The 18837-nt window shown below is 74.2% G+C and carries 16 protein-coding genes; 5 read left to right on the top strand and 11 right to left on the bottom strand.

Translation table 11 applies throughout. The features are described from left to right. Positions 1 to 30: 30 nt before the first annotated feature. On the top strand, positions 31 to 1236 hold the full coding sequence (locus tag ACN9M0_RS02855; protein ID WP_366040469.1) for a cytochrome P450 family protein: 1206 nt from the start codon (positions 31 to 33) through the stop codon (positions 1234 to 1236). 114 nt (positions 1237 to 1350) lie between these two features. Here ACN9M0_RS02855 and ACN9M0_RS02850 read toward each other — a convergent pair whose 3' ends face one another. From ACN9M0_RS02850 to ACN9M0_RS02830, 5 genes are all read right to left on the bottom strand, one after another. Beyond that, entirely contained in the window at positions 1351 to 1596 is a 246-nt protein-coding gene (locus ACN9M0_RS02850; RefSeq protein ID WP_366040438.1) for a hypothetical protein, read from the bottom strand. Positions 1597 to 1658: 62 nt separating this feature from the next. Then, positions 1659 to 2135, bottom strand: a complete 477-nt coding sequence (locus ACN9M0_RS02845) for an NUDIX domain-containing protein (RefSeq protein WP_366040437.1) — start codon at positions 2133 to 2135, stop codon at positions 1659 to 1661. A gap of 66 nt (positions 2136 to 2201) precedes the next feature. After that, positions 2202 to 3407 (bottom strand): FAD-dependent oxidoreductase, encoded by a 1206-nt coding sequence (locus ACN9M0_RS02840; protein WP_426403051.1) that lies wholly within the window; start codon positions 3405 to 3407, stop codon positions 2202 to 2204. Continuing rightward, positions 3404 to 4852 (bottom strand): FAD-dependent oxidoreductase, encoded by a 1449-nt coding sequence (locus tag ACN9M0_RS02835; RefSeq protein ID WP_426403050.1) that lies wholly within the window; start codon positions 4850 to 4852, stop codon positions 3404 to 3406. Before ACN9M0_RS02835 ends, ACN9M0_RS02840 begins: the two co-directional genes overlap by 4 nt. Then, positions 4849 to 6450: an FGGY family carbohydrate kinase gene (locus ACN9M0_RS02830; RefSeq protein ID WP_366040468.1), complete on the bottom strand. Its 1602-nt coding sequence runs from the start codon at positions 6448 to 6450 to the stop codon at positions 4849 to 4851. Before ACN9M0_RS02830 ends, ACN9M0_RS02835 begins: the two co-directional genes overlap by 4 nt. A gap of 302 nt (positions 6451 to 6752) precedes the next feature. On the opposite strand from ACN9M0_RS02830, the gene ACN9M0_RS02825 reads away from it, so the two are divergent. Further along, positions 6753 to 7727, top strand: coding sequence for a hypothetical protein (locus ACN9M0_RS02825; RefSeq protein WP_366040434.1), 975 nt, complete (start codon positions 6753 to 6755; stop codon positions 7725 to 7727). 83 nt (positions 7728 to 7810) lie between these two features. Then, the gene (locus ACN9M0_RS02820; protein ID WP_366040433.1) at positions 7811 to 9343 is read left to right on the top strand and encodes an amino acid permease; all 1533 of its coding nucleotides are present in this window, start codon (positions 7811 to 7813) and stop codon (positions 9341 to 9343) included. Positions 9344 to 9422: 79 nt separating this feature from the next. Here ACN9M0_RS02820 and ACN9M0_RS02815 read toward each other — a convergent pair whose 3' ends face one another. Then, a complete protein-coding gene (locus ACN9M0_RS02815) occupies positions 9423 to 10181 on the bottom strand; it encodes a GntR family transcriptional regulator (protein WP_366040432.1) in 759 nt (252 codons plus the stop codon). A 184-nt stretch (positions 10182 to 10365) separates the two neighbouring features. Between ACN9M0_RS02815 and ACN9M0_RS02810 the strand changes: the two genes are divergently transcribed. Further along, positions 10366 to 11706, top strand: a complete 1341-nt coding sequence (locus tag ACN9M0_RS02810; RefSeq protein ID WP_366040431.1) for a DUF2252 domain-containing protein — start codon at positions 10366 to 10368, stop codon at positions 11704 to 11706. Positions 11707 to 11844: 138 nt separating this feature from the next. On the opposite strand, the gene ACN9M0_RS02805 is transcribed toward ACN9M0_RS02810, so the two are convergent. The 3 genes from ACN9M0_RS02805 to ACN9M0_RS02795 all read right to left on the bottom strand — a co-directional run bounded on the left by ACN9M0_RS02805 (position 11845) and on the right by ACN9M0_RS02795 (position 15965). Continuing rightward, positions 11845 to 13239, bottom strand: coding sequence for an FAD-dependent oxidoreductase (locus tag ACN9M0_RS02805; RefSeq protein ID WP_366040430.1), 1395 nt, complete (start codon positions 13237 to 13239; stop codon positions 11845 to 11847). Between the two features lie 118 nt (positions 13240 to 13357). Then, positions 13358 to 13903, bottom strand: coding sequence for a PadR family transcriptional regulator (locus ACN9M0_RS02800; RefSeq protein ID WP_366040429.1), 546 nt, complete (start codon positions 13901 to 13903; stop codon positions 13358 to 13360). 46 nt (positions 13904 to 13949) lie between these two features. After that, positions 13950 to 15965, bottom strand: a complete 2016-nt coding sequence (locus tag ACN9M0_RS02795; RefSeq protein ID WP_426403049.1) for an FAD-dependent oxidoreductase — start codon at positions 15963 to 15965, stop codon at positions 13950 to 13952. Between the two features lie 319 nt (positions 15966 to 16284). Between ACN9M0_RS02795 and ACN9M0_RS02790 the strand changes: the two genes are divergently transcribed. Next, a complete protein-coding gene (locus ACN9M0_RS02790) occupies positions 16285 to 17604 on the top strand; it encodes a hypothetical protein (protein WP_426403048.1) in 1320 nt (439 codons plus the stop codon). Between the two features lie 167 nt (positions 17605 to 17771). Here the strand turns inward: ACN9M0_RS02790 and ACN9M0_RS02785 are convergent, their stop codons facing one another. Continuing rightward, positions 17772 to 18203: a PTS-dependent dihydroxyacetone kinase phosphotransferase subunit DhaM gene (locus ACN9M0_RS02785; RefSeq protein ID WP_366041934.1), complete on the bottom strand. Its 432-nt coding sequence runs from the start codon at positions 18201 to 18203 to the stop codon at positions 17772 to 17774. Continuing rightward, on the bottom strand, positions 18200 to 18820 hold the full coding sequence (gene dhaL / locus ACN9M0_RS02780; protein ID WP_399695452.1) for a dihydroxyacetone kinase subunit DhaL: 621 nt from the start codon (positions 18818 to 18820) through the stop codon (positions 18200 to 18202). Before dhaL ends, ACN9M0_RS02785 begins: the two co-directional genes overlap by 4 nt. Positions 18821 to 18837: the final 17 nt, after the last annotated feature.

Below are 18837 nucleotides of genomic sequence, written 5' to 3'. Positions count from 1 at the left end.
ACGCCGGCCCCCGGCCGCCCGCCGCACCGCATGGACCCGGCGGGCGGCTGCCCGCACGCGGCGAACGCCCGGCTGCTCGCCGAGGGCGCCGTGGCCCCGGTGGTCCTGCCCGGCGAGATCGAGGGCATGGCGGTGCTCGGCCATGACGCGCTGCGCGACTTCCTCTCCCACCCCGACGTCGCCAAGGGACCCCAGCACTTCACCGCCCTCACCGAGGGCCGCATACCCGACGGCTGGCCGCTGCGGACCTTCGCCACCGTGCCCGGCATGACCACCGCCGACGGCGCCGACCACCGCCGGCTGCGCACCCTGGTCAGCAGCGCCTTCACCGCCCGCCGGGTCGAGGAGCTCCGCCCGCGCGTCGAGACGGTCACCGCCGGACTCCTCGACGGACTCGCGGAGGCCGCCCGCGCCGGCGACGGCGTCGCCGATCTGCGCCGCCACTACGCGCTGCCGCTACCGCTCGGCGTCATCTGCGAACTCCTCGGCGTCGACCCGGCCCACCAGGACCGGCTGCACCACCTGTCCAGCCTGGTCGTCGCCACCGACACCGAGCCCGCGCGGGCCGTCGCGGCCAACCGCGAACTCGTCGAGCTCCTGGCCTCGATCGCCGCAGCCAAGGCCGCCGCACCCGGCGACGACCTCACCAGCGCCCTCATCGCCGCCCGGGACGAGGGCGGCGACCGGCTCAGCCAGCCCGAACTCATCGGCACCCTGCTCCTGATGATCATCGCGGGCCACGAGACCACCCTCAACCTCGTCACCAACGCGGTCCGGGCGCTCTGCGCCCACCGCGACCAGCTCGCCCTCGTCACCGAGGGCCGGGCCGACTGGGCCGACGTGGTGGAGGAGACCCTCCGCTGGGACAGCCCGGTCAGCTACTTCCCCTTCCGCTACCCCACCCGCGACCTCACCGTCGACGGCACCCTCATCCCCCGGGGCACCCCCGTCCTCGCCGGGTACTCGGCGGCGGGCCGCGACACGAAGGCCCACGGCCCGGACGCCGACCGCTTCGACATCACGCGCGCCGCGACGGCGAAGCACCTCTCGCTCGGTCACGGCCCCCACTACTGCCTGGGCGCCCCGCTCGCCCGGATGGAGGCCGCGATCGCCCTGGAGGCGCTGTTCACCCGCTTCCCCGACCTGGACCTGGCGGTCCCGGAGGCCGAGCTGATCCGCCACTCCGGCTTCGTCGGCAACAGCGTCCGCGCCCTCCCCGTCCGCCCGGTCGCCTGACGGCACCGGTCCCGGCACCGGAGAACGGCCCGCCAGGGCCGGGGCGCCCGTCAGGACGCCGGGCGGCCGTGGCGGGCGCCGCTCCGTACTCCCCGCGCCGCGCGGCGCGCCGCCTCAGCCGGTGCGCCCCCAGGCGGTCGCGGGGGAGGCCCGCAGGGAGGAGACGAGGCGCAGCAGCCGGTCCTCGTTCCCGGCGAGGCCCGCGGCGCGGAGCGCCTCGTCGGCCTCCGCCATCGGGTGGGTGAGCATCACCCCCGCGTACGGGGCGAGCTGCGGGTCGGTCAGCACGGCCTGCGTGGACTCGAGCAGCCGCAGGTACGCCTGGGCGGCCGCGCGCTCGGTGGCGGTGATCGTGGTCATGTCGGGCTCCCTCTCGACAGTTCGGCGCTCACCACCCTCTCCTACGGGTCTGACAATCGGGCTCAGGCCCGCCCGCCGAGGTGCTCCGACAGCCGTTCCAGGAAGACCCGCTGACCGGACACGAGCAGCGGAGCCGCGGCCTCCGGGGCGAACCAGCCCACCCGGTCGATCTCCGGGAACTCCTCCTGGTTTCCGGACCGGGGCGGCCATTCCATGAAGAAGGTCCCGGGCACCACCTCGGCCGGGTCGAGATCGCCCTCCACGGCCCACACGGTGACGAGCTTTCCGTTCCGCTGACGGGTCTCACCGAGGGCGAACCACTCGCCCTCGGGGGCCGGGAGACCCAGCTCCTCCTGGAACTCCCGGCGCGCCGCCGCCTCGGGAGCCTCGTCGGGCTCGTACTCCCCCTTGGGGATCGACCAGGCCGACTCCTCGCGGGAGCCCCAGAAGGGCCCGCCCATGTGGCCGATGAGAACCTCGACGCCGCCATCCGACGTACGGCGGAAGACCAGAAGACCCGCGCTGCGCTTGTCCGGCATGCGCCCCAGTCTGACCGACGGGCCCGTCCGCCGCAGCCCCGCCTGCGTGGTCCCGTCCCCGGGTCGTCACTCCTCGGCGTCGACCGTCACCGGGCCGGCCGCGAGGTCCACGCCGCTCGTCCAGCGTGTCCCGAGCCGTACCGAGCGCCAGGGGACGAGCGTCCCGCTCAGCCGTTCCCGCCGCAGCGGGGCGCCGTCCTGGGTGACGGTCAGGACCGGGCGCACGAGTCGCCGCTCCGGCCGCACGAGCAGGGGCGCGCCGTCCGGACCGAGGAGACCGGGTGTCACCCACCGCAGCGGGCCCGCCGTCGTCACGGGCACCCCGGCGGCCGGCCAGGGGCGGCCGTCGAGGCGTTCGAGCACCGCCTCCGCCACCGCCCGCCCCTCGGCGGCGGCCACGAGCGCAGGCTCCGCCCCGCGCAGGAGGTTGCCGACGGCGAAGACCCCGGGCTCGGCGGTACGGAAGCCATGGTCCGTCACGGGGCCACGGGTGCCCGGGTCGAGCGGCAGCCCGCGGGCGCGGACGAGTTCGTGGTCCGGGATCCAGTCGCCGGTGAAGACCACCGTGTCGCACCGGAGCACGCCCGTCCGCCCGTCCTCGCCCCGCACCGCGACCCCGGTCAGGCGGCCGCGTCCGAGCAGTTCCGTCACGACCGTGCCGGCGAGGACCGGGACGCCCGCGAACGCGACGGCGGGGGAGGGGAGTCCGGTGACGACGGCCGCGACCTCCACCCCGGCCGCGCGCAGCGTGCGCACCGCGGCGCGGGCCACCGGGTCGCCGCCGACGACGACCGCCCGCCGCCCGAGGTGCTCCCGTCGGGGTCCGAACCGCAGGACGGTCCGCTGGAGTTCGCCGGTGGTCAGCACCCCGGCGGGCCGTGTGCCCGGGACGAGCCGGGCGCTGCGGGGCCGCTCGCGGGCCCCGGTGGCGAGGACCACCGCGCGGGCCCGGACGCGTTCGAGTCCGGTCGGGGCGGTGACGTCCATCGTGAGGGGTCCGGCCCAGCCGGTGGCCGAGACGCCGGTTCGGACGGATGCGCCCGCGCGCACCGCCTCCCGTACCGCGCGCCGGGCGTACGCCGGGCCGTCCAGGGCGCGCCCGAGGGCGTCCGCGCCGAACCCGGGCCTGGCGCAGTGCCGCGGTACCCCGCCGGCCGCGGCCTCCCGCTCCAGGACCTCGACGCGGCCCGCGCCCGCCGTCGCGAGCCGGGCGGCCGCGGCGAGCCCGGCGGGCCCCGCGCCCACCACGAGGACGTCGACCGTACGGTTCACCGGGACCCCTCCCCGTACCGCACCGGGCGACGCTCTTCCGGCGGCCGCTCCTCGAAGAGCGCCCGCACCTCCGCGCCGCAGTGGTGGCCCTGGCAGCGGCCGCCCCGGGCGCGCGTCCTGCGCCGCAGCCCGTCGAGGCCGCCGGGCGGGATGGTCGAGGCGAGCGCGGCCCGGATCTCGCCCCGGGTGACCCGCTCGCAGTGGCAGACGATCGCACCGAACTCCGGGTCTCGGGCGATGAGTTCGGCGTCGCGGTACGGGCGGGGGAAGGCCTCGCCGAGGTTCGGCATCCGGACCGGGGCGAGCGGGCGGGCCGGACCGGGGTCGAGGCCGCAGTCCGTGAGGAGGCCGAGCACGTGCTCGGCGATGGCCAGGGAGGCGGTGAGCCCGGTGGAACGGATCCCGCCTACGGTCACGTACCGCAGCGGAGGGTGGGCGGCGATCCGGTAGTCCTCCTGTCCGGTGGCGGCCCGCAGTCCCGCGTACACGGCGGTGACCTCCTCGTCGAGGAGTGCGGGAAGGATCCGGCCGCCCTGCTCGCGCAGTCCGGCGACACCCTCCGCCGTCGTGCCCGTGGCGGTCTTGTCGTCCAGGTCCTCGGCGGTGGGTCCGAGCATGACGTTCCCGTACACGGTCGGCGAGATGAGCACGCCCTTGCCGAGCGGCCCGGGTACGGGCAGCAGGATGTGCCGGACCAGGTCGCGGGCGAACTTGTCGAAGACGAGGAGCTGTCCCCGGCGCGGTGTGACGGTGAAGTCCTCCCGGCCGACCAGCGCGTCGAAGGAGTCGGCGTGGAGGCCGCAGGCGTTGACGAGGTGCCGGGTCCGCAGCACCCCGCGCCGGGTGACGAGCCGGTGGTACGGATCACCCGGACGCACCTTCTCCACCCGGCAGTTCAGATGCAGGTCAACCCCGGAGCGGACGGCCTGCGTGGCGTACGCGAGGGTCGTCGTCCACGGGCAGATCACCGACTCGCCCGGCACCTGCAGGGCACCCAGTGCGCCGGACCCCAAGTGGGGCTCACGAGCGGCGAGTTCGGTGGCCGAGAGGAGCCGGGTGGTGCGGTGGCCGTTGCGCTCGGCCTTCTCCGCGAGGCGGGGGAGCGTCGCCCGCTGCTCCTCGTCCCAGGCGACGAGCAGCGCGCCCAGCGGCTCGACGGGGATGCCGGCCTCCCGCGCGTACCCGTTGAGCAGGCGGTGTCCCTCGCGCACGAGCCGGGCCTCCAGCGTGCCGGGCACGGCGTCGAAACCGGTGTGCAGGATGGCCGTGTTGGCCTTCGAGGTGCCGTCGCCGACGTCGTTCGCGGCCTCCACGAGCGCGATCCTCAGCGGGTGGCGGGCCAGCGCGCGGGCGATCGCGGAACCGACGACCCCCGCACCGACGACCACGACGTCGTACTCCGCGGCTTCGCCGACGGGGAGCGGGCCGGTCCGGGTCACGCTCATACGGCCCCGCCGACGACCCCGGCCCGGCCATCGGTCCCGGAACCCGGACCCGTCGCGTCAAGGCCCGCAGCGCCGAGGCCCGCAGCGTCGAGGCCCGTACCGCCAAGTCCCTCGGCGCCCTGCCCCGTGCCGTCCGGGCCTGTGGCGCCAGAGCCCGCGCCCCCCGACCGTTCCACCAGGGCCGACACCTCCGCGCGGAAGCGGGCGAGGCGCGACTCCGCCTCGTCGGCCGAGATCCGGGGCTCGTACACGGCCGAGGGCTTCCACTCCGGCACGGCCTCGCGGAGCGTGAGCCCCGGCTCGTGTCCGAGCCGGGCGACCGTGCCCACCCCGAGCGCCGTGGCATCCGGCAGCGAAGAGACCTCGACGGGCCGTTGCAGCAGATCGGCCTGCGTCTGCATGAGGAGGGCCGACCGGGTCAGGCCGCCGTCGGCGCGCAGCGAGGTCAGCGGCGCGCCCCGGTCCGAGGCGGCGGCCGCGGCGAGCTCCACGACCTGGGCGGCGATGCCCTCGCACAAGGCGCGCACCAGGTGGCCGGGTCCGGTGTCCAGGCCGAGTCCGGTGAGCGAGCCGCGCACGTCCCCCCGCCACCAGGGAGCGGCGAGCCCCGCGAACGCGGGGACGAAGGTGACGCCCCCGCTGTCCGGAACGGCGCCGCCGACCGCGTCGAGCTCCCCGGCCCCGGCGATCACGCCCAGGTCGGTGAGCCAGCGCACGGCCGAGGCGACCGTGTACACCTGGCCGTCCAGGCAGTGGGTCACGCGCCCGCCGAGGCGCCACGCCACGCAGCTCACCAGACCGGAGGCGGCACGCCGGGGCTCGGGACCGGTCTGCGCGAGGAGGAAGGCGCCCGTGCCGTAGGTGCACTTGGCGGCGGCGGGGTCGTCTGCGCTCTGCGTGAGCAGCGCCGCCTGCTGGTCCACCAGGAGCCCGGTGAGCGGCAGCGCGGGGCCGAACGCGGTCGTGGTGCCGACCGGGGTGTCGCAGTCCACGACCCGGGGGAGCGCTTCGCCGCCGAGCCCGTACAGGTCGAGGGCGGTCTCCGACCAGGCGACCGTGTCGAGGTCGAGGAGCCCGGTCCGTCCGGCGGTCGCCGCGTCCGTGACGAACGCGCCGGTGAGCCGGTGGACGAGCCAGGCGTCGCTGGTGGTGACCACGCCGGCGCCGGTGGCGTGGCGGCGGATCCAGGCCATCTTCGGCGCGGCGAAGTAAGGGTCGACCGGAAGGCCGGTGAGGTGGCGCAGCTCCTCGGCGTGGGCGTCGAGACCGGCACAGACGGAGGCCGCCCTGCGGTCCTGCCAGACCAGCGCGTCGGTGAGCGGTTCCCCGGTTGCGGGGTCCCAGGCGAGCACGGTCTCGCCCTGGTTGGCGAGGCCCACGGCGACGACGGGCGCGTCCGCCTCGGCGAGCGCCGCCCGCCCGGCGGCCACCACAGAGTCGTACAGCTCACGCGGGTCGACCTCGACCAGGCCGCCCGGCAGGTAGCGGGGCCGGACCGGAGCCGTCCCGGTGCCGATGACTCCGCGCTCGGGACAGAGGACGAGGGCCTTCGTGCCCGAGGTCCCCTGGTCGACGGCGAGTACCGCTCCGCCCGTCATCCCGCTGCTCCCGTCGTCGGACCGCTCGGTGATCATCCGGTCACCGAAAAGGGTCAGGGTGCCGTCGCCGGGGGCCTTCGTCAAGACGTGCGGGCCGACCACGTCAGGTCGCCCGGTCTACCTGAGAGTAAGTCAAATTCGGTCGCTGTCTTAATAGTTACTGTCGCAAAAGAAAGTGGACGGGTCGCATCCAGAGCCCTCTATAGTGATCGCCGATCAACGGCCGGGACGCCCGCCGGGGGACTGACCACCCCCTCCACCCACCGAGGACCCATGTCATCCACACCACGCCCCACCCCCTGATGGCCGGACACGGCTTCCGGCCCGTCTATCACCCCGCCGGACACGACCACGCCCTGCGCAACGCCGTCCAGGACTTACGCACCGGCCGCTGGGTGTCCATGGCCCGGCTGCTCGACGAGACCTCCGACTGGGACGCCTGGACCCGGCGCACCCAGGTCCTCGCCGCCGTCGCCGCGGGCAGCGACGTCGTCCCCATCTGGCGCGCCGAGCAGCCCGAGAGCCTCGCCGCCACCGTGATGCAGAGCCGGGTCGGCGTCGAGCGTGCCGTCCGCGCCCACCGCGCCGGTCACGCCCGGACCCGGGAACTGTGGCAGGAGGCCTGGACCGCCTGCCGCGAGGCCGCCGGCCGGTCGCCCGCCGACCCCGTGCCCTGGGTCGGCCTGCTCGCCCTCGCCGCCCTCGACGGCCGCCAGCGCATGGCCGAGCACCGGGCCACCCCGCCGGCCCCCATGCTGCCGCCCGGCCCCTGGGGCCTGCTCGCCGAGGTCGAGAAGCGCGACCCGCACAACCGCGAGGCCCACCACCGCATGCTGCAGTTCGTCTACGCCCGACGCTCCGGACCCCTTTCCGAGGCCGTCAACTACGCCCACTGGGCCGCCAGTTCGGCGCCCGTCGGCTCCTCCCTGCACGTCCTCCCGCTGTACGTGCGCGTCGAGCGCTACCGGCGCGAGCGCGGCCACGAGCGCGCCCTCGACCTCCACTGGGTCGCCGAGGACGCCGTACGCGACGCCCAGCGCGCCCTGGACACCTGGTTCCTCTTCTGCGCCACCGACGAGGCCTCCCTGCTCGACCTCAACCACCTGGCGCACGCGCTGTTCGGAGCCCTCCGCTTCGCCGACGCGTCCCGGGTCTTCGAGGCGCTCGGCCCGTACTACACGACCCTCCCCTGGGCCTACCGCACCGCTCACCCGGACGACCGCGCCCTCGCCGAGGAGGTCTTCCTGCGCGCCCGCTCCCGCTGTCTCAGCGGCTGACGCGCCGCCCTCCCCGGCCCCCCTCGGCACCACCCCAGGCTTCCACCCCCCACCCCCGCTCCCCCCGTCCCCCGGAGGTCCCCATGTCCCGCACCGAAGCCCCCACCGACGCGATACGCAAGCCGCCGCCGGCCCAGGACGACGAGGCGAGACTCAGAGAGCTCGGCTACCAGCCCGTCCTGGCCCGCCGCATGGACGGCTTCGGCAACTTCGCCATCAGCTTCTCGGTCATCTCCGTCCTCTCCGGCTGCATGACCCTCTACGGCTTCGGCATGGGCACCGGCGGCCCCTCCGTCATGCTGTGGGGCTGGGTCGGCGTCGGCCTCTTCGTCCTGTGCGTGGGCCTCGCCCTCGCCGAGGTCACCAGCGCCTACCCGACCTCCGGCGCCCTCTACTACATGGCCGACCGGCTCGGTGGGCGCCGCTGGGGCTGGTACACCGGCTGGCTGAACCTGCTCGGACTGCTCGGCGCCATCGCCGGCATCGACTACGGCGCCGCCCTCTTCACCGGAGCCTTCCTCAACCTCCAGTGGGGCTTCGTCCCCACCCCCGGCTCCACCTTCCTCATCTTCCTGGCGATCCTGCTGCTGCACGCCGGACTCAACCTCTTCGGCGTCCGTCTCGTCAGCGTCCTCAACTCCGTCAGCGTCTGGTGGCACCTGCTCGGTGTCGCGGTCATCGTCGGCGCGCTCGCCTTCGTCCCCGACCAGCACCAGTCGGTGGACTTCGTGTTCACGAAGTTCGTCAACGACACCGGCTGGGCCAACCCGTTCTACGTCGCCGCGATCGGCCTGCTCCTCGCCCAGTACACCTTCTCCGGCTACGACGCCTCGGCGCACCTCTCCGAGGAGACGTCCAACGCCTCCGTCACCGCCGCCAAGGGCATCGTCCGCTCCATCTGGGTCTCCTGGCTCGCCGGCTTCGCCCTCCTCGCCGGACTCACCTTCGCGATCCAGGACTACGCGGCCACGCAGAACAGCGCCACCGGCGTCCCGCCCGCCCAGATCTTCCTGGACGCGCTCGGCCCCGGCGGCGCCGCCGCCCTGCTGCTCGTGGTGATCGTCGCCCAGCTCTTCTGCGGCAACGCCGAGGTGGCCGCCGCGAGCCGCATGGTCTTCGCCTTCAGCCGCGACAACGCCCTTCCCGGCTCGGCGCTCTGGCGCAAGGTCAGCGGCAGCACCCAGACGCCCGTCCCCGCCGTCTGGCTCGCGGTCGCCGTGGCCGCGCTGCTCGCCGTCCCCTCGCTGTACTCGGCCACCGCCTACGGCGCGGTCACCGCGATCAACGTCATCGGCATCACCCCCGCGTACGCCATCCCGATCTACCTGCGGCTGCGCGCCGGGAACCGCTTCGTCCCCGGCCCGTGGAGCCTCGGCCGCTGGAGCCGGCCGATCGGCTGGATCGCCGTCGTCTGGGTGGCGCTCGTGACCGTCCTCTTCTGCCTGCCGCAGAAGTCCCCGGTGAACGTCGACACCATGAACTACGCGGCCATCGCGCTCGCCGTCGTCCTCGTCCTCGCCAGCGTCTGGTGGTACGTCGCCCGCCGCTCGTACGGCACGCCGACCGCGTACGGAACGGCCCGCGAGGAGGCGGACATCGCCGAGGGCATCGTCTGACGCCGCCCCTCGGCCCAGGGGCGTGTCCGAGCGATCGGACACGCCCCTGTCTGCGTACTGCGGCCCGGACCGGGTCCCGTCAGGCGCTGAACTCGTAGGTCCAGGCGGCCGACTGGGCGGAGAAGTCGATGTCCGTGATCTCCAGGGCGTGTCCGTGCTGGTCGCTGACGACCCGGTGGACGACCAGCCGGGCCGCGCCGCCGGCCGTCGTCAGGGCCGGGCCGGGCGGGACGCCGACCGACTCGCGGTGGGTGATCCGCAGCCCCGCCTGATGCATCCAGTGGTAGAGCAGTCGCAGGTCGGGCTGTTGGCGGCAGTCCCTGCCCCGCCGGTACCGGGACAGCTGGGGGATCTCGGCGACGGCCGGCCGGGAGAACCACGACACCGCCCGCTGGAGCGCCGCCCCGTGCGGCCCGAGCACCGTGTGCCGGTGGACCAGCGTCGGTTCGCCGGGGCTGAGCAGGAGCCGCGGCGCCAGGGGAGTGGGCGGCGGTTCCCAGGTGAGCGAGGCCCGCACCAGAGCCTCGGCCGCCTGCGGCCCGCCGGGGAACGTCGGCCGGCGTGCCGCGAGGGCCGGCGTGAGCGGCTCGGGCCCGGTCCCGTCGGCGGCGGCGAAGGTGCCGCGCCGGTCGGTGACCACGAGCCCTTCCTCCCTGAGGAGTTGGAGCGCGCTGCGGACCGTCTGCCGGTTGACGTGGTAGCGCTGCGAAAGCGATCGTTCCGACGGGAGCCGGCTGCCGGGGGAGATGCGCCGCTGGGCGAGGTCCTCGCGCAGGGCGGCGGCGACCCGGAGATAGAGCGGCACTTCCGCCGCCGCCTCGGAATCGGGCTCGGCCATGATCAACCCTCTCTTTGCTCAGCGTGACAGCGTGGGCCGTGTGGGTGATCAATTCCTATCATTGGTCTAAACCATTTAGCTAGGCCGGTCCGGCAGAGTGGCCGAAACGAGCGCCGCGCCGTGTAATGAGGTTCCAGGTGACGGGGCCGACGTTGCGGCGGCGGAAAGAGGCGGGTGAGGCCGGATGACGATGCCGTCGGAACGCGCCGCTCGGGGCAAGGCGGCCCGCAAACACGTCCCCCGCTCCTCCCACGGCCGCTGGATACCCAGCTCGCAGCGCCCCGACCCGCTGGACGTCCTGGAGGGCCAGTCCGTCGACCGGCTACCCGACCTCGTCCCCCTCCGCTACGGCAGGATGGCTGTCTCCCCCTTCGCCTTCCTGCGCGGCGCCGCCGCCGTCATGGCGGCCGACCTCGGCGCCCAGCGCCACACCGGGCTCACCGTCCAGCTCTGTGGCGACGCCCACCTCCTGAACTTCGGGGTCTACGCCTCACCCGAACGGACGCTCCTCTTCGACGTGAACGACTTCGACGAGACCCTCCCCGGCCCCTTCGAGTGGGACGTGAAGAGGCTCGCCGCCAGCGTCACCGTCGCCGCCCTCCAGAACGGCAGCGCCAAGCCCAAGGCCCACCGCGCCGCGCTCGTCGCCGTCGAGTCGTACCGCACGCACATGCGCCGCCTCGCCGGGCTCGGCGAACTCGCCGTCTGGTACGAGCGGATCTCCGCCGACGACATGCTTCCGCTCGTACGGAGCGGCGAGCGGTCCCGCCTCGCCCGCCGGCTCGACCGGGCCCGCCGCCGCACCAGCCTCCAGGCCTACGCCAAGCTCACCGAGACGGACGAGGCCGGGAACCGGCACATCGTCGACGACCCGCCGCTCCTCGAACGCACGACGGACATCGACCGGGTCACCCTCGGCAAGATCTTCAGCGACTACCGCAGCTCCCTCGCCGAGGAGCGCCGCGTCCTCCTCGACCGCTACCACTTCGTCGACGCGGCCCGCAAGGTCGTCGGAGTCGGCAGCGTCGGCACCCGCTGCTTCGTCCTCCTCCTCGAAGGACGCGACGACAGCGACCCGCTCATCCTCCAGATCAAGGAGGCCGGCCGCTCCGTCCTGGAGCCGTACCTGGCGCCGACCGCCTACCCGCACCAGGGCCGGCGCGTCGTCTGCGGCCAACGGCTCACCCAGGCCGCGAGTGACATCTTCCTCGGCTGGATGACCGGACCCGAGCAGCGCCACTTCTACTGGCGGCAACTGCGCGACATGAAGGGCTCCGCCGAGGTGGAGACGATGTCCCCGGCCGCCCTGCGGGACTACGCGCGGCTCTGCGGCCGGGCCCTGGCCCGCGCCCACGCCCGCTCCGGCGACCGGATCGCCATCGCCGCCTACCTCGGAGCCTCGGACGTCTTCGACCGCGCCGTCGCCGACTTCGCCCTCGTCTACGCGGGGCAGAACGCCGACGACTACGCGGCGCTCGGCGCGGCCATCGCCGCCGGCATGGTGACGGCGGCCCCGGGCGCCTGAACCGCTCCGAGTGGAGCTCACGGGTGGCGGGGAGTCCACGGAGGGACCCGATCAAATGTCCGAAGAAGGCACCGTACGAGCTCGGCACGTGAGCCGAGGCGAGGGGCGGCGGCATGTCCACCGCCGTCCCTCGTCGTGCTAGCCCTCCGTACGAAGCAGCGGCGGGTCGGCGGGGGTCTCCGGGACCGGGCCGAAGAGCACTTCCCTGGCCACCGCCGGCGTGAACAGCACCGACAGCGGCGCGATCAGGCTCAGCGCCTCCCGGAACGGCGCGCCCACCACCGGGTTGCCCGCGGCCCGCGCCTGCACCCGGCGCAGGTACCAGCCGACCGCCTTGTCCGCCGGACCGGGCCGCGCCGCGTCACCCGTGGCACCGGGCATCTTCTTGTCGGCGCCCGCCGAGATGTCCCAGGCCTGCTTCGAGGCGTCGAGCAGCGCCCGCTGCACCTGCCGCGTGGTCGGGGTGCGCTTCGGGTCGGCCAGCGCCCGGCGCAGCGCGAGCGCGGTGAGCGCGGCGACCGCCATGCCCTGCCCGTAGATCGGATTGAAGGCGCAGAGCGCGTCGCCGGTGGCGAGGAAACCGGCCGGCCGGCGGCCCGGGCGGTCGTACCGGCGCCGGATGTTGGCGGTCCCGCGGAAGCCGTACACCGGGGACTCCGGCTCGGATCCGGCGAGCCAGTCGCTGATCACCGGGTGCGGCAGCCGCTTCGCGTACTCCTCGAACGCGCCCTCCTCGGTGGGCGGTTCGTCGCCGCGCAGCCCGGAGAGGGTGATCAAGTGGCGCCCGTCGCCGAGCGGCAGCACCACGCCGCCGTACACCTGGGAGGGGTTGGGCACGATGTTGTAGCCGAGCGCGTCCGTCTCGGGGGCGTCGCCCCGCATGCGGTAGACGCGGGTGCTGTACGCGAGACCGGTGTCGATGGTCTCCTCGTGCGGGGCCTCGGCGCCGATCGCCGCCAGCCAGTCCGCCGCCTTCGTGGACCGCCCGGAGGCGTCCACGACGAGATCGGCCTCCAGGACGCGCGTCTCCTTGCCGGTGCCAGCGCCGCGCTCGCGCAGCCGGACGCCCCGGACGCGCGAGGAGTCACCGGTCAGGCCCACCGTCTCGGTGCCCTCGACCAGTTCGATGCGCGGGTCGGCGAGGACCCGCTTGCGCACCAGCCACTCCAGCTGGGGGCGCGGGCCGGTGTAGAAGTGCGCGGTGGCGGCGCTCCGGCGGAACCACGTGCCGTTCTGCCACTGGATCATGTCCTCGGGCATGCCCACCTTGGGCGCGCCGAGCCCGCTCAGCTCCGTCATGAAGCCCGGGAGCAGTTCGTCGAGCGCCTGCTGCCCGCCCGCGATGAGGACGTGGAGGTGCCGGCCCTGGGGGACGCCCGGCCGTGCGTCGGGCCCCTCCGGGAAGCGGTCGCGCTCGACGACCGTCACCTTCTCGGCGTGCTCGGCGAGTACCCGAGCGGCAAGCAGTCCAGCGAGACTTCCCCCGATGACCACCGCGTGACGTGTCGCGCGGCGCCCCAAGTCGTCGGCCATACCCGCCCCTTCGTTTCGTGGAACTACAACTGCCCAGTATCCACGCCGGGGTCCCTGTCGCCAGGGGGTGCCTTGTCGAACAGGCCAGGCTGGCGACGCCTGATGGACAGGACACCCCCTAGTCCGCGGCCTCCGGCCCGAGCTCCGTGAGTGCGCTCGTCAGCCACTCCACCCAGAACCGCTCCAGATCCACCCCGCCCCGCAGGACGAGGTGGCGCAGCCGGTCCGGTTCGGTGCGGCGGCGTTCCGCCGGGAAGTCCCGGGCCTCGATGACGAGGTACTCGTCCAACTGCTGCCGGTGCAGGGCGAGATGCCGCTCCAGCTCCGCCCGGAGCCCCGCCGCTCCGACCATCGCAGCGGCCCGCATCCGCAGCAGCAGGGAGGAGCGGAGCGGCTTCGGGTCCTCGGACCTGGCGACCCAGTCGCTCAGCTCCGCCCGGCCGGCGGGCAGCACCTCGTACTCCTTCTTCTGCCCCCGCGCGGGCACCGGAGCGGGCAGGGCACGGATGTGCCCCGCCTGCTCCAGCTTCCCGAGCTCGCGGTAGATCTGCTGGTGCGTGGCCGACCAGAAGTAGCCGATCGACTTGTCGAAGCGGCGCGTCAGTTCGAGGCCGGAGGACGGCTTTTCGAGCAGCGCGGTGAGGATCGCGTGCGGGAGGGACATGCTCGCATCCTAGGTTCGGCCGGCCACGGAGATCACGGAGCGGCGGTCACAGGGTGGCGGCGAGCCGGGTGCCCTGGTCGATGGCCCGCTTCGCGTCCAGCTCGGCGGCGACGTCCGCGCCGCCGATGAGGTGCGCCGGGCGGCCCGCCGCCACCAGCTCCTCGTAGAGGTCGCGGCGCGGCTCCTGGCCGGAGCAGAGCACGATCGTGTCGACGGGCAGGAGCTGGGGCTCGCCGTCGATCGTGAGGTGCAGGCCCGCGTCGTCGATCCGCTCGTACGACACGCCCGCCACCATGGTGACGCCCCGGTGCTTGAGCTCGGTGCGGTGGATCCAGCCGGTCGTCTTGCCCAGGCCGGCGCCGACCTTGGAGCTCTTGCGCTGGAGCAGGTGCACCTGGCGCGGCGGCGCGTTCCGCTCGGGTGCGCGCAGTCCGCCCCGGTTCTCGTACGCGGTGTCGACGCCCCACTGGCGGAAGTACGTCTCGGGGTCCTGGCTCGCGCCCTCGCCGCCGTCCGTGAGGAACTCGGCGACGTCGAAGCCGATGCCGCCCGCGCCGATGATCGCGACCCGGTCCCCGACCGGCGCGCCGTCCCGCAGCACCTCGAGGTAGCTGAGGACGCTCGGGTGGTCCTGACCCGCGATCCCGGGCGTGCGGGGGGTGACGCCGGTCGCGACGACTACCTCGTCGTAGCCCTCCAGGTCGGCGGCGGTCACGTACGTGTTCAGGCGGACGTCGATGCCGTGCTCGGCGAGCTGGACGCGGAAGTAGCGCAGCGTCTCGTCGAACTCCTCCTTTCCGGGCACCCGCTTGGCGACGTTCAGCTGGCCGCCGATCTCGGCGGCGCCGTCGAAGAGGGTGACGGAGTGGCCGCGCTCTGCCGCCGACACCGCGCAGGAGAGTCCGGCCGGGCCCGCGCCGACGACCGCGACGCGCTTGGCGAGGCGGGTGGGGGAGAGGACGAGCTCGGTCTCGTGGCAGGCGCGCGGGTTGACCAGGCAGGAGGTGATCTTGAGGTTGAAGGTGTGGTCCAGGCAGGCCTGGTTGCAGCCGATGCAGGTGTTGATGGTGTCCGCACGGCCGGCCGTGGCCTTGGCGACGAAGGCGGGGTCGGCGAGGAACGGGCGGGCCAGCGAGACCAGGTCGGCGCGGCCGTCGGCGAGGATCTCCTCGGCGACCTCGGGGGTGTTGATGCGGTTGGAGGTGACGAGCGGCACGGAGACGGCGCCCATCAGCTTCTTCGTCACCCAGGTGTAGGCGCCGCGCGGCACGGAGGTGGCGATGGTGGGGATGCGCGCCTCGTGCCAGCCGATGCCGGTGTTGATGATGGTGGCGCCCGCGGCCTCGATCTCCTTGGCGAGCCGGACGACCTCCTCCAGGGTGGAGCCGCCGGGGACGAGGTCCAGCATGGAGAGGCGGTAGACGAGGATGAAGTCCTCGCCGACGCGCTCGCGGATCCGGCGGACGATCTCCAGCGGGAAGCGGACGCGGTTCTCGTACGAGCCGCCCCAGCGGTCGGTGCGCTGGTTGGTCGCGGCGGCGATGAACTCGTTGATCAGGTAGCCCTCGGAGCCCATGACCTCGACACCGTCGTACCCGGCCTCCTTGGCGAGCTCCGCGCAGCGCGCGTAGTCCTCGACGGTCTGCTCGACCTCGGCCTCGGTCAGCTCGTTCGGTACGAAGGGGCTGATGGGCGCCTTGATCGGGCTCGGGCCGACGAGGCCGGGGTGGTAGGCGTACCGGCCGAAGTGCAGGATCTGCATCGCGATCCGGCCGCCCTCGGCGTGGACGGCGTCGGTGATCAGCCGGTGCTCGGCGACCTCCTCGGCCGTCGTCAGCTTGGCCCCGCCGTCCCAGGGGCGGCCGGCCTCGTTGGGCGCGATGCCGCCGGTGACGATGAGCCCGACGCCGCCCCGGGCGCGCTCCGCGTAGAAGGCGGCCATGCGCTCGAAACCGTGCTCGGTCTCCTCCAGGCCGACGTGCATCGACCCCATGATCACCCGGTTGGGCAGGGTGGTGAACCCGAGGTCGAGCGGGCTCAGCAGGTGCGGGTACGGGGTCATGGGGGGCGCCTCCTCGCGCAGGGGTCGTCGACCTCAGTTCTAGGCGACCCCGCGCGCCTTCTGCAACTAGTTGCAGAAGATTCCGGGAGTGATGTCTACTACTCGGTAGCATGCGGGTCCCGTTCGGTGATCCCCCGGGCACAGGGGGTGAGGGAGCGCGAGCAGGCGTGTGGGCGCCCGATGTCACCGTCGCTCCGACTCCCTTCAGGGGAGGGGACGAGCGACCCCGGCGTGGCGCGCCGGGCACGGAAATCGACTGGCGGATCGTCACCGTGTCCGAGCCGGACGCAGGGCCGGCTCACGAACGGGATCGGTGATCATGAGACACAGGTTCACATGCGGCCTGCCCCTCAGAAGCATTCTCCTGGCAGGGGCGCTCACCCTGGCGCCCGCGGTCGGCGCCGAGGCCCACCACGGGCTCGGGCAGGCGGCTGACCCGAGGCTCTCCCTCACCAAGGTCGCGGACGCCGCCTCGGTCGACGCCGGATCCACCATCGGCTACACCATCGCGGTGACCGTCCGAGGACCGGGCAATGCCGTCCGCGCCGCCCTGACCGACCCTCTGCCCCCGGGCGCCGGTGTTCAGTGGCAGATCACTCCGTCCTACGGCGGACCGGGAGGATGCGTCCTCCAGGGGCCGGTCGGGAGCCAGACCCTGCACTGCGCCTTCGGTACCCTGCGGCAGGGCGCCCGGGCCGTCGTCCACGTCGCCGGCACCACGACGGCGGCGAGCTGCGGCACCTACCCGAACACCGCGACGGCGAAGGCGCGCAACACCCCGCCCGTCAGCGCGTCCGCCTCGACGACGGTCGTCTGTCCGCCGCCGTCCCCCGTGCTGAGCCTGGCCAAGACCGCGGATGCCGCATCGGTCAGCGCCGGCGACCCGATCGGTTTCACCGTCACCGCACACAACGCGGGCGGCGGCGACGCGACCGGAGTCACGGTCAGTGACCCGCTGCCCGCCGGCCCCGGCATCACCTGGACCATCGACCCGGCCAACCCCGCCTGCTCCATCAGCGGAGAGGCCGGTTCCCAGACACTCTCCTGCTCCTACCCCGACCTCCCGGCCGGAGCGAGCGACTCCGTGCACGTCGAGAGCCCCACGGTTTTCGAAAGTTGCGGGACGTACGGCAACACAGCCACCGGCACCAGCGGCAACGGCGGCAGCGCGCAGGCCACGGCCGGCACCACCGTGATGTGTCCCGTCATGGGCCTGGGCGAGACCGCGGACGCCGTGAGCGTCAGCGCCGGCGACCAGATCGGCTTCACGGCCACCGTCGACAACACCGGCCCGGGGACGCTCAGGGGCGTCACCTTGAGTGACCCGCTCCCGGCGGGCCCGGGCATCGCGTGGTCGCTGAGCCCCGCCGTCACCGGGTGCGTGATCAGCGGCGCGGGGGCTGATCAGGTGCTCGACTGCGAGTTCGGTGACGTGCCTTCCGGAGGAGCGGTCTCCGCTCATGTGGTCAGCGCCACGACCACGAACAGCTGCGGGACGTACCTCAACACCGCCACGGCGGTCGCCACCAACCACCCCACCGAACAGGCGTCGGCGTTCACGAACGTGCTGTGCCCCGCACCGGCCGCCGGCCGCACGGTCCCGGACGCGTCGACCACGCGCCCCGGTGCCCGGCGCTGAGATACGGCTTCTGAGGCATCCGGCCGGGCGGGCCCGACCCACTCCCGCCCACCGGCCCGCGCCGCCCGGCCCGGGCACGAGCGACCGGCCCGGGGGCCATGCGGCGTGGCCCTCGGCCCACATGCGCCGGGGGGGGGCGAGCCGACGGCGTCGGCTCGCCCCCCGGGTCACTCCTTGCGGTAGCCGTAGGCCTCCGAGGCCGCCGCCGTCACCGCGTCGAGGTCCCCGCCGGCGCTCGCCGTCACCAGCGCGGCGACCGCGCCCTCGACGAACGGCGCGTCCACCAGGCGGGTGCCCTCGGGGAGTTCGTCGCCCTCGGCGAGCAGTGCCTTCACGGTGAGGACCGCGCTGCCCAGGTCGACCAGGAGGGCGACCCCGGCACCCCGGTCGACGGCCTTCGCCGCCTCGCAGATCAGCTCGGAACTCGTCCCGAGCCCACCGTCCGGCGTCCCGCCCGCGGGCAGGACCGGCGCGAGGTCACCGCCGCCCGCGAGGCCGCGGGCCAGCTCGGCCACCGCCGTAGCGACCGCCGCGCTGTGCGAGACGAGCACGATGCCGACGGGCGCCGCGACCGGGGCGTCCCCGGTCGTGGGGCTCATCGCGCCTCCTCCGCGCCCGCGGTGTCGGCGAGCGCCGCGAAGAGCAGCGCCGACGAGGTCGCGCCCGGATCCTGGTGCCCGATCGACCGCTCCCCGAGATAACTGGCCCTGCCCTTGCGCGCCTGGAGGGGCACGGTCGCCAGGGCGCCCTCCTCGGCGGCGGCGCGGGCCGCCTCGTACGAGCTCCGCAGCCCTTCCACGGCCGGCACGAGCGCGTCCAGCATCGTCTTGTCGCCCACCTGGGCACCGCCCAGCTGCGACACGGCGGCCACGCCGGCGGCCAGCGCCTCCGCCAACCGCTCCCGGGTGACCTCCCCGTCCTCGCCCAGGGCCTTCCCGGCGCGCCGCAGCAGCGTCCCGTACAAGGGTCCCGAAGCGCCGCCGACCGTGGAGATGAGCTGCCGTCCGGCGGTGACGAGCACCGCGCCCGGGGTCGCCGGCGGCTCCTTCGCCAGGGTCTCCGTCACAGCGGCGAACCCCCGCTTCAGATTGGCGCCGTGGTCGGCGTCGCCGATCGCCGAGTCCAGCTCGGTGAGCCGGTCCGCCTCCCGGTCGACGTCCTCGGCCACCGCGGCCAGCCAGCGCACAAGGAACCCGGCACCGAAGGTCTCCGCCATGTCGCTCCCCCTTCCCA

Source organism: Streptomyces sp. R-07, from assembly GCF_049913175.1.
GTDB lineage: Bacteria > Actinomycetota > Actinomycetes > Streptomycetales > Streptomycetaceae > Streptomyces.
This window is presented reverse-complemented; position numbering and strand designations above follow the sequence as displayed.

What these genes read in the sequence shown, in the direction of transcription:
- ACN9M0_RS02855 (WP_366040469.1), top strand. Translation starts at nt 31, where the DNA reads ATGGACCCGGCGGGCGGCTGCCCGCACGCGGCGAACGCCCGGCTGCTC.
- ACN9M0_RS02850 (WP_366040438.1), bottom strand. Translation starts at nt 1,596, where the DNA reads ATGACCACGATCACCGCCACCGAGCGCGCGGCCGCCCAGGCGTACCTG.
- ACN9M0_RS02845 (WP_366040437.1), bottom strand. Translation starts at nt 2,135, where the DNA reads ATGCCGGACAAGCGCAGCGCGGGTCTTCTGGTCTTCCGCCGTACGTCG.
- ACN9M0_RS02835 (WP_426403050.1), bottom strand. Translation starts at nt 4,852, where the DNA reads ATGAGCGTGACCCGGACCGGCCCGCTCCCCGTCGGCGAAGCCGCGGAG.
- ACN9M0_RS02830 (WP_366040468.1), bottom strand. Translation starts at nt 6,450, where the DNA reads ATGACGGGCGGAGCGGTACTCGCCGTCGACCAGGGGACCTCGGGCACG.
- ACN9M0_RS02825 (WP_366040434.1), top strand. Translation starts at nt 6,753, where the DNA reads ATGGCCGGACACGGCTTCCGGCCCGTCTATCACCCCGCCGGACACGAC.
- ACN9M0_RS02820 (WP_366040433.1), top strand. Translation starts at nt 7,811, where the DNA reads ATGTCCCGCACCGAAGCCCCCACCGACGCGATACGCAAGCCGCCGCCG.
- ACN9M0_RS02815 (WP_366040432.1), bottom strand. Translation starts at nt 10,181, where the DNA reads ATGGCCGAGCCCGATTCCGAGGCGGCGGCGGAAGTGCCGCTCTATCTC.
- ACN9M0_RS02810 (WP_366040431.1), top strand. Translation starts at nt 10,366, where the DNA reads ATGACGATGCCGTCGGAACGCGCCGCTCGGGGCAAGGCGGCCCGCAAA.
- ACN9M0_RS02805 (WP_366040430.1), bottom strand. Translation starts at nt 13,239, where the DNA reads ATGGCCGACGACTTGGGGCGCCGCGCGACACGTCACGCGGTGGTCATC.
- ACN9M0_RS02800 (WP_366040429.1), bottom strand. Translation starts at nt 13,903, where the DNA reads ATGTCCCTCCCGCACGCGATCCTCACCGCGCTGCTCGAAAAGCCGTCC.
- ACN9M0_RS02795 (WP_426403049.1), bottom strand. Translation starts at nt 15,965, where the DNA reads ATGACCCCGTACCCGCACCTGCTGAGCCCGCTCGACCTCGGGTTCACC.
- ACN9M0_RS02790 (WP_426403048.1), top strand. Translation starts at nt 16,285, where the DNA reads ATGAGACACAGGTTCACATGCGGCCTGCCCCTCAGAAGCATTCTCCTG.
- ACN9M0_RS02785 (WP_366041934.1), bottom strand. Translation starts at nt 18,203, where the DNA reads ATGAGCCCCACGACCGGGGACGCCCCGGTCGCGGCGCCCGTCGGCATC.
- dhaL (WP_399695452.1), bottom strand. Translation starts at nt 18,820, where the DNA reads ATGGCGGAGACCTTCGGTGCCGGGTTCCTTGTGCGCTGGCTGGCCGCG.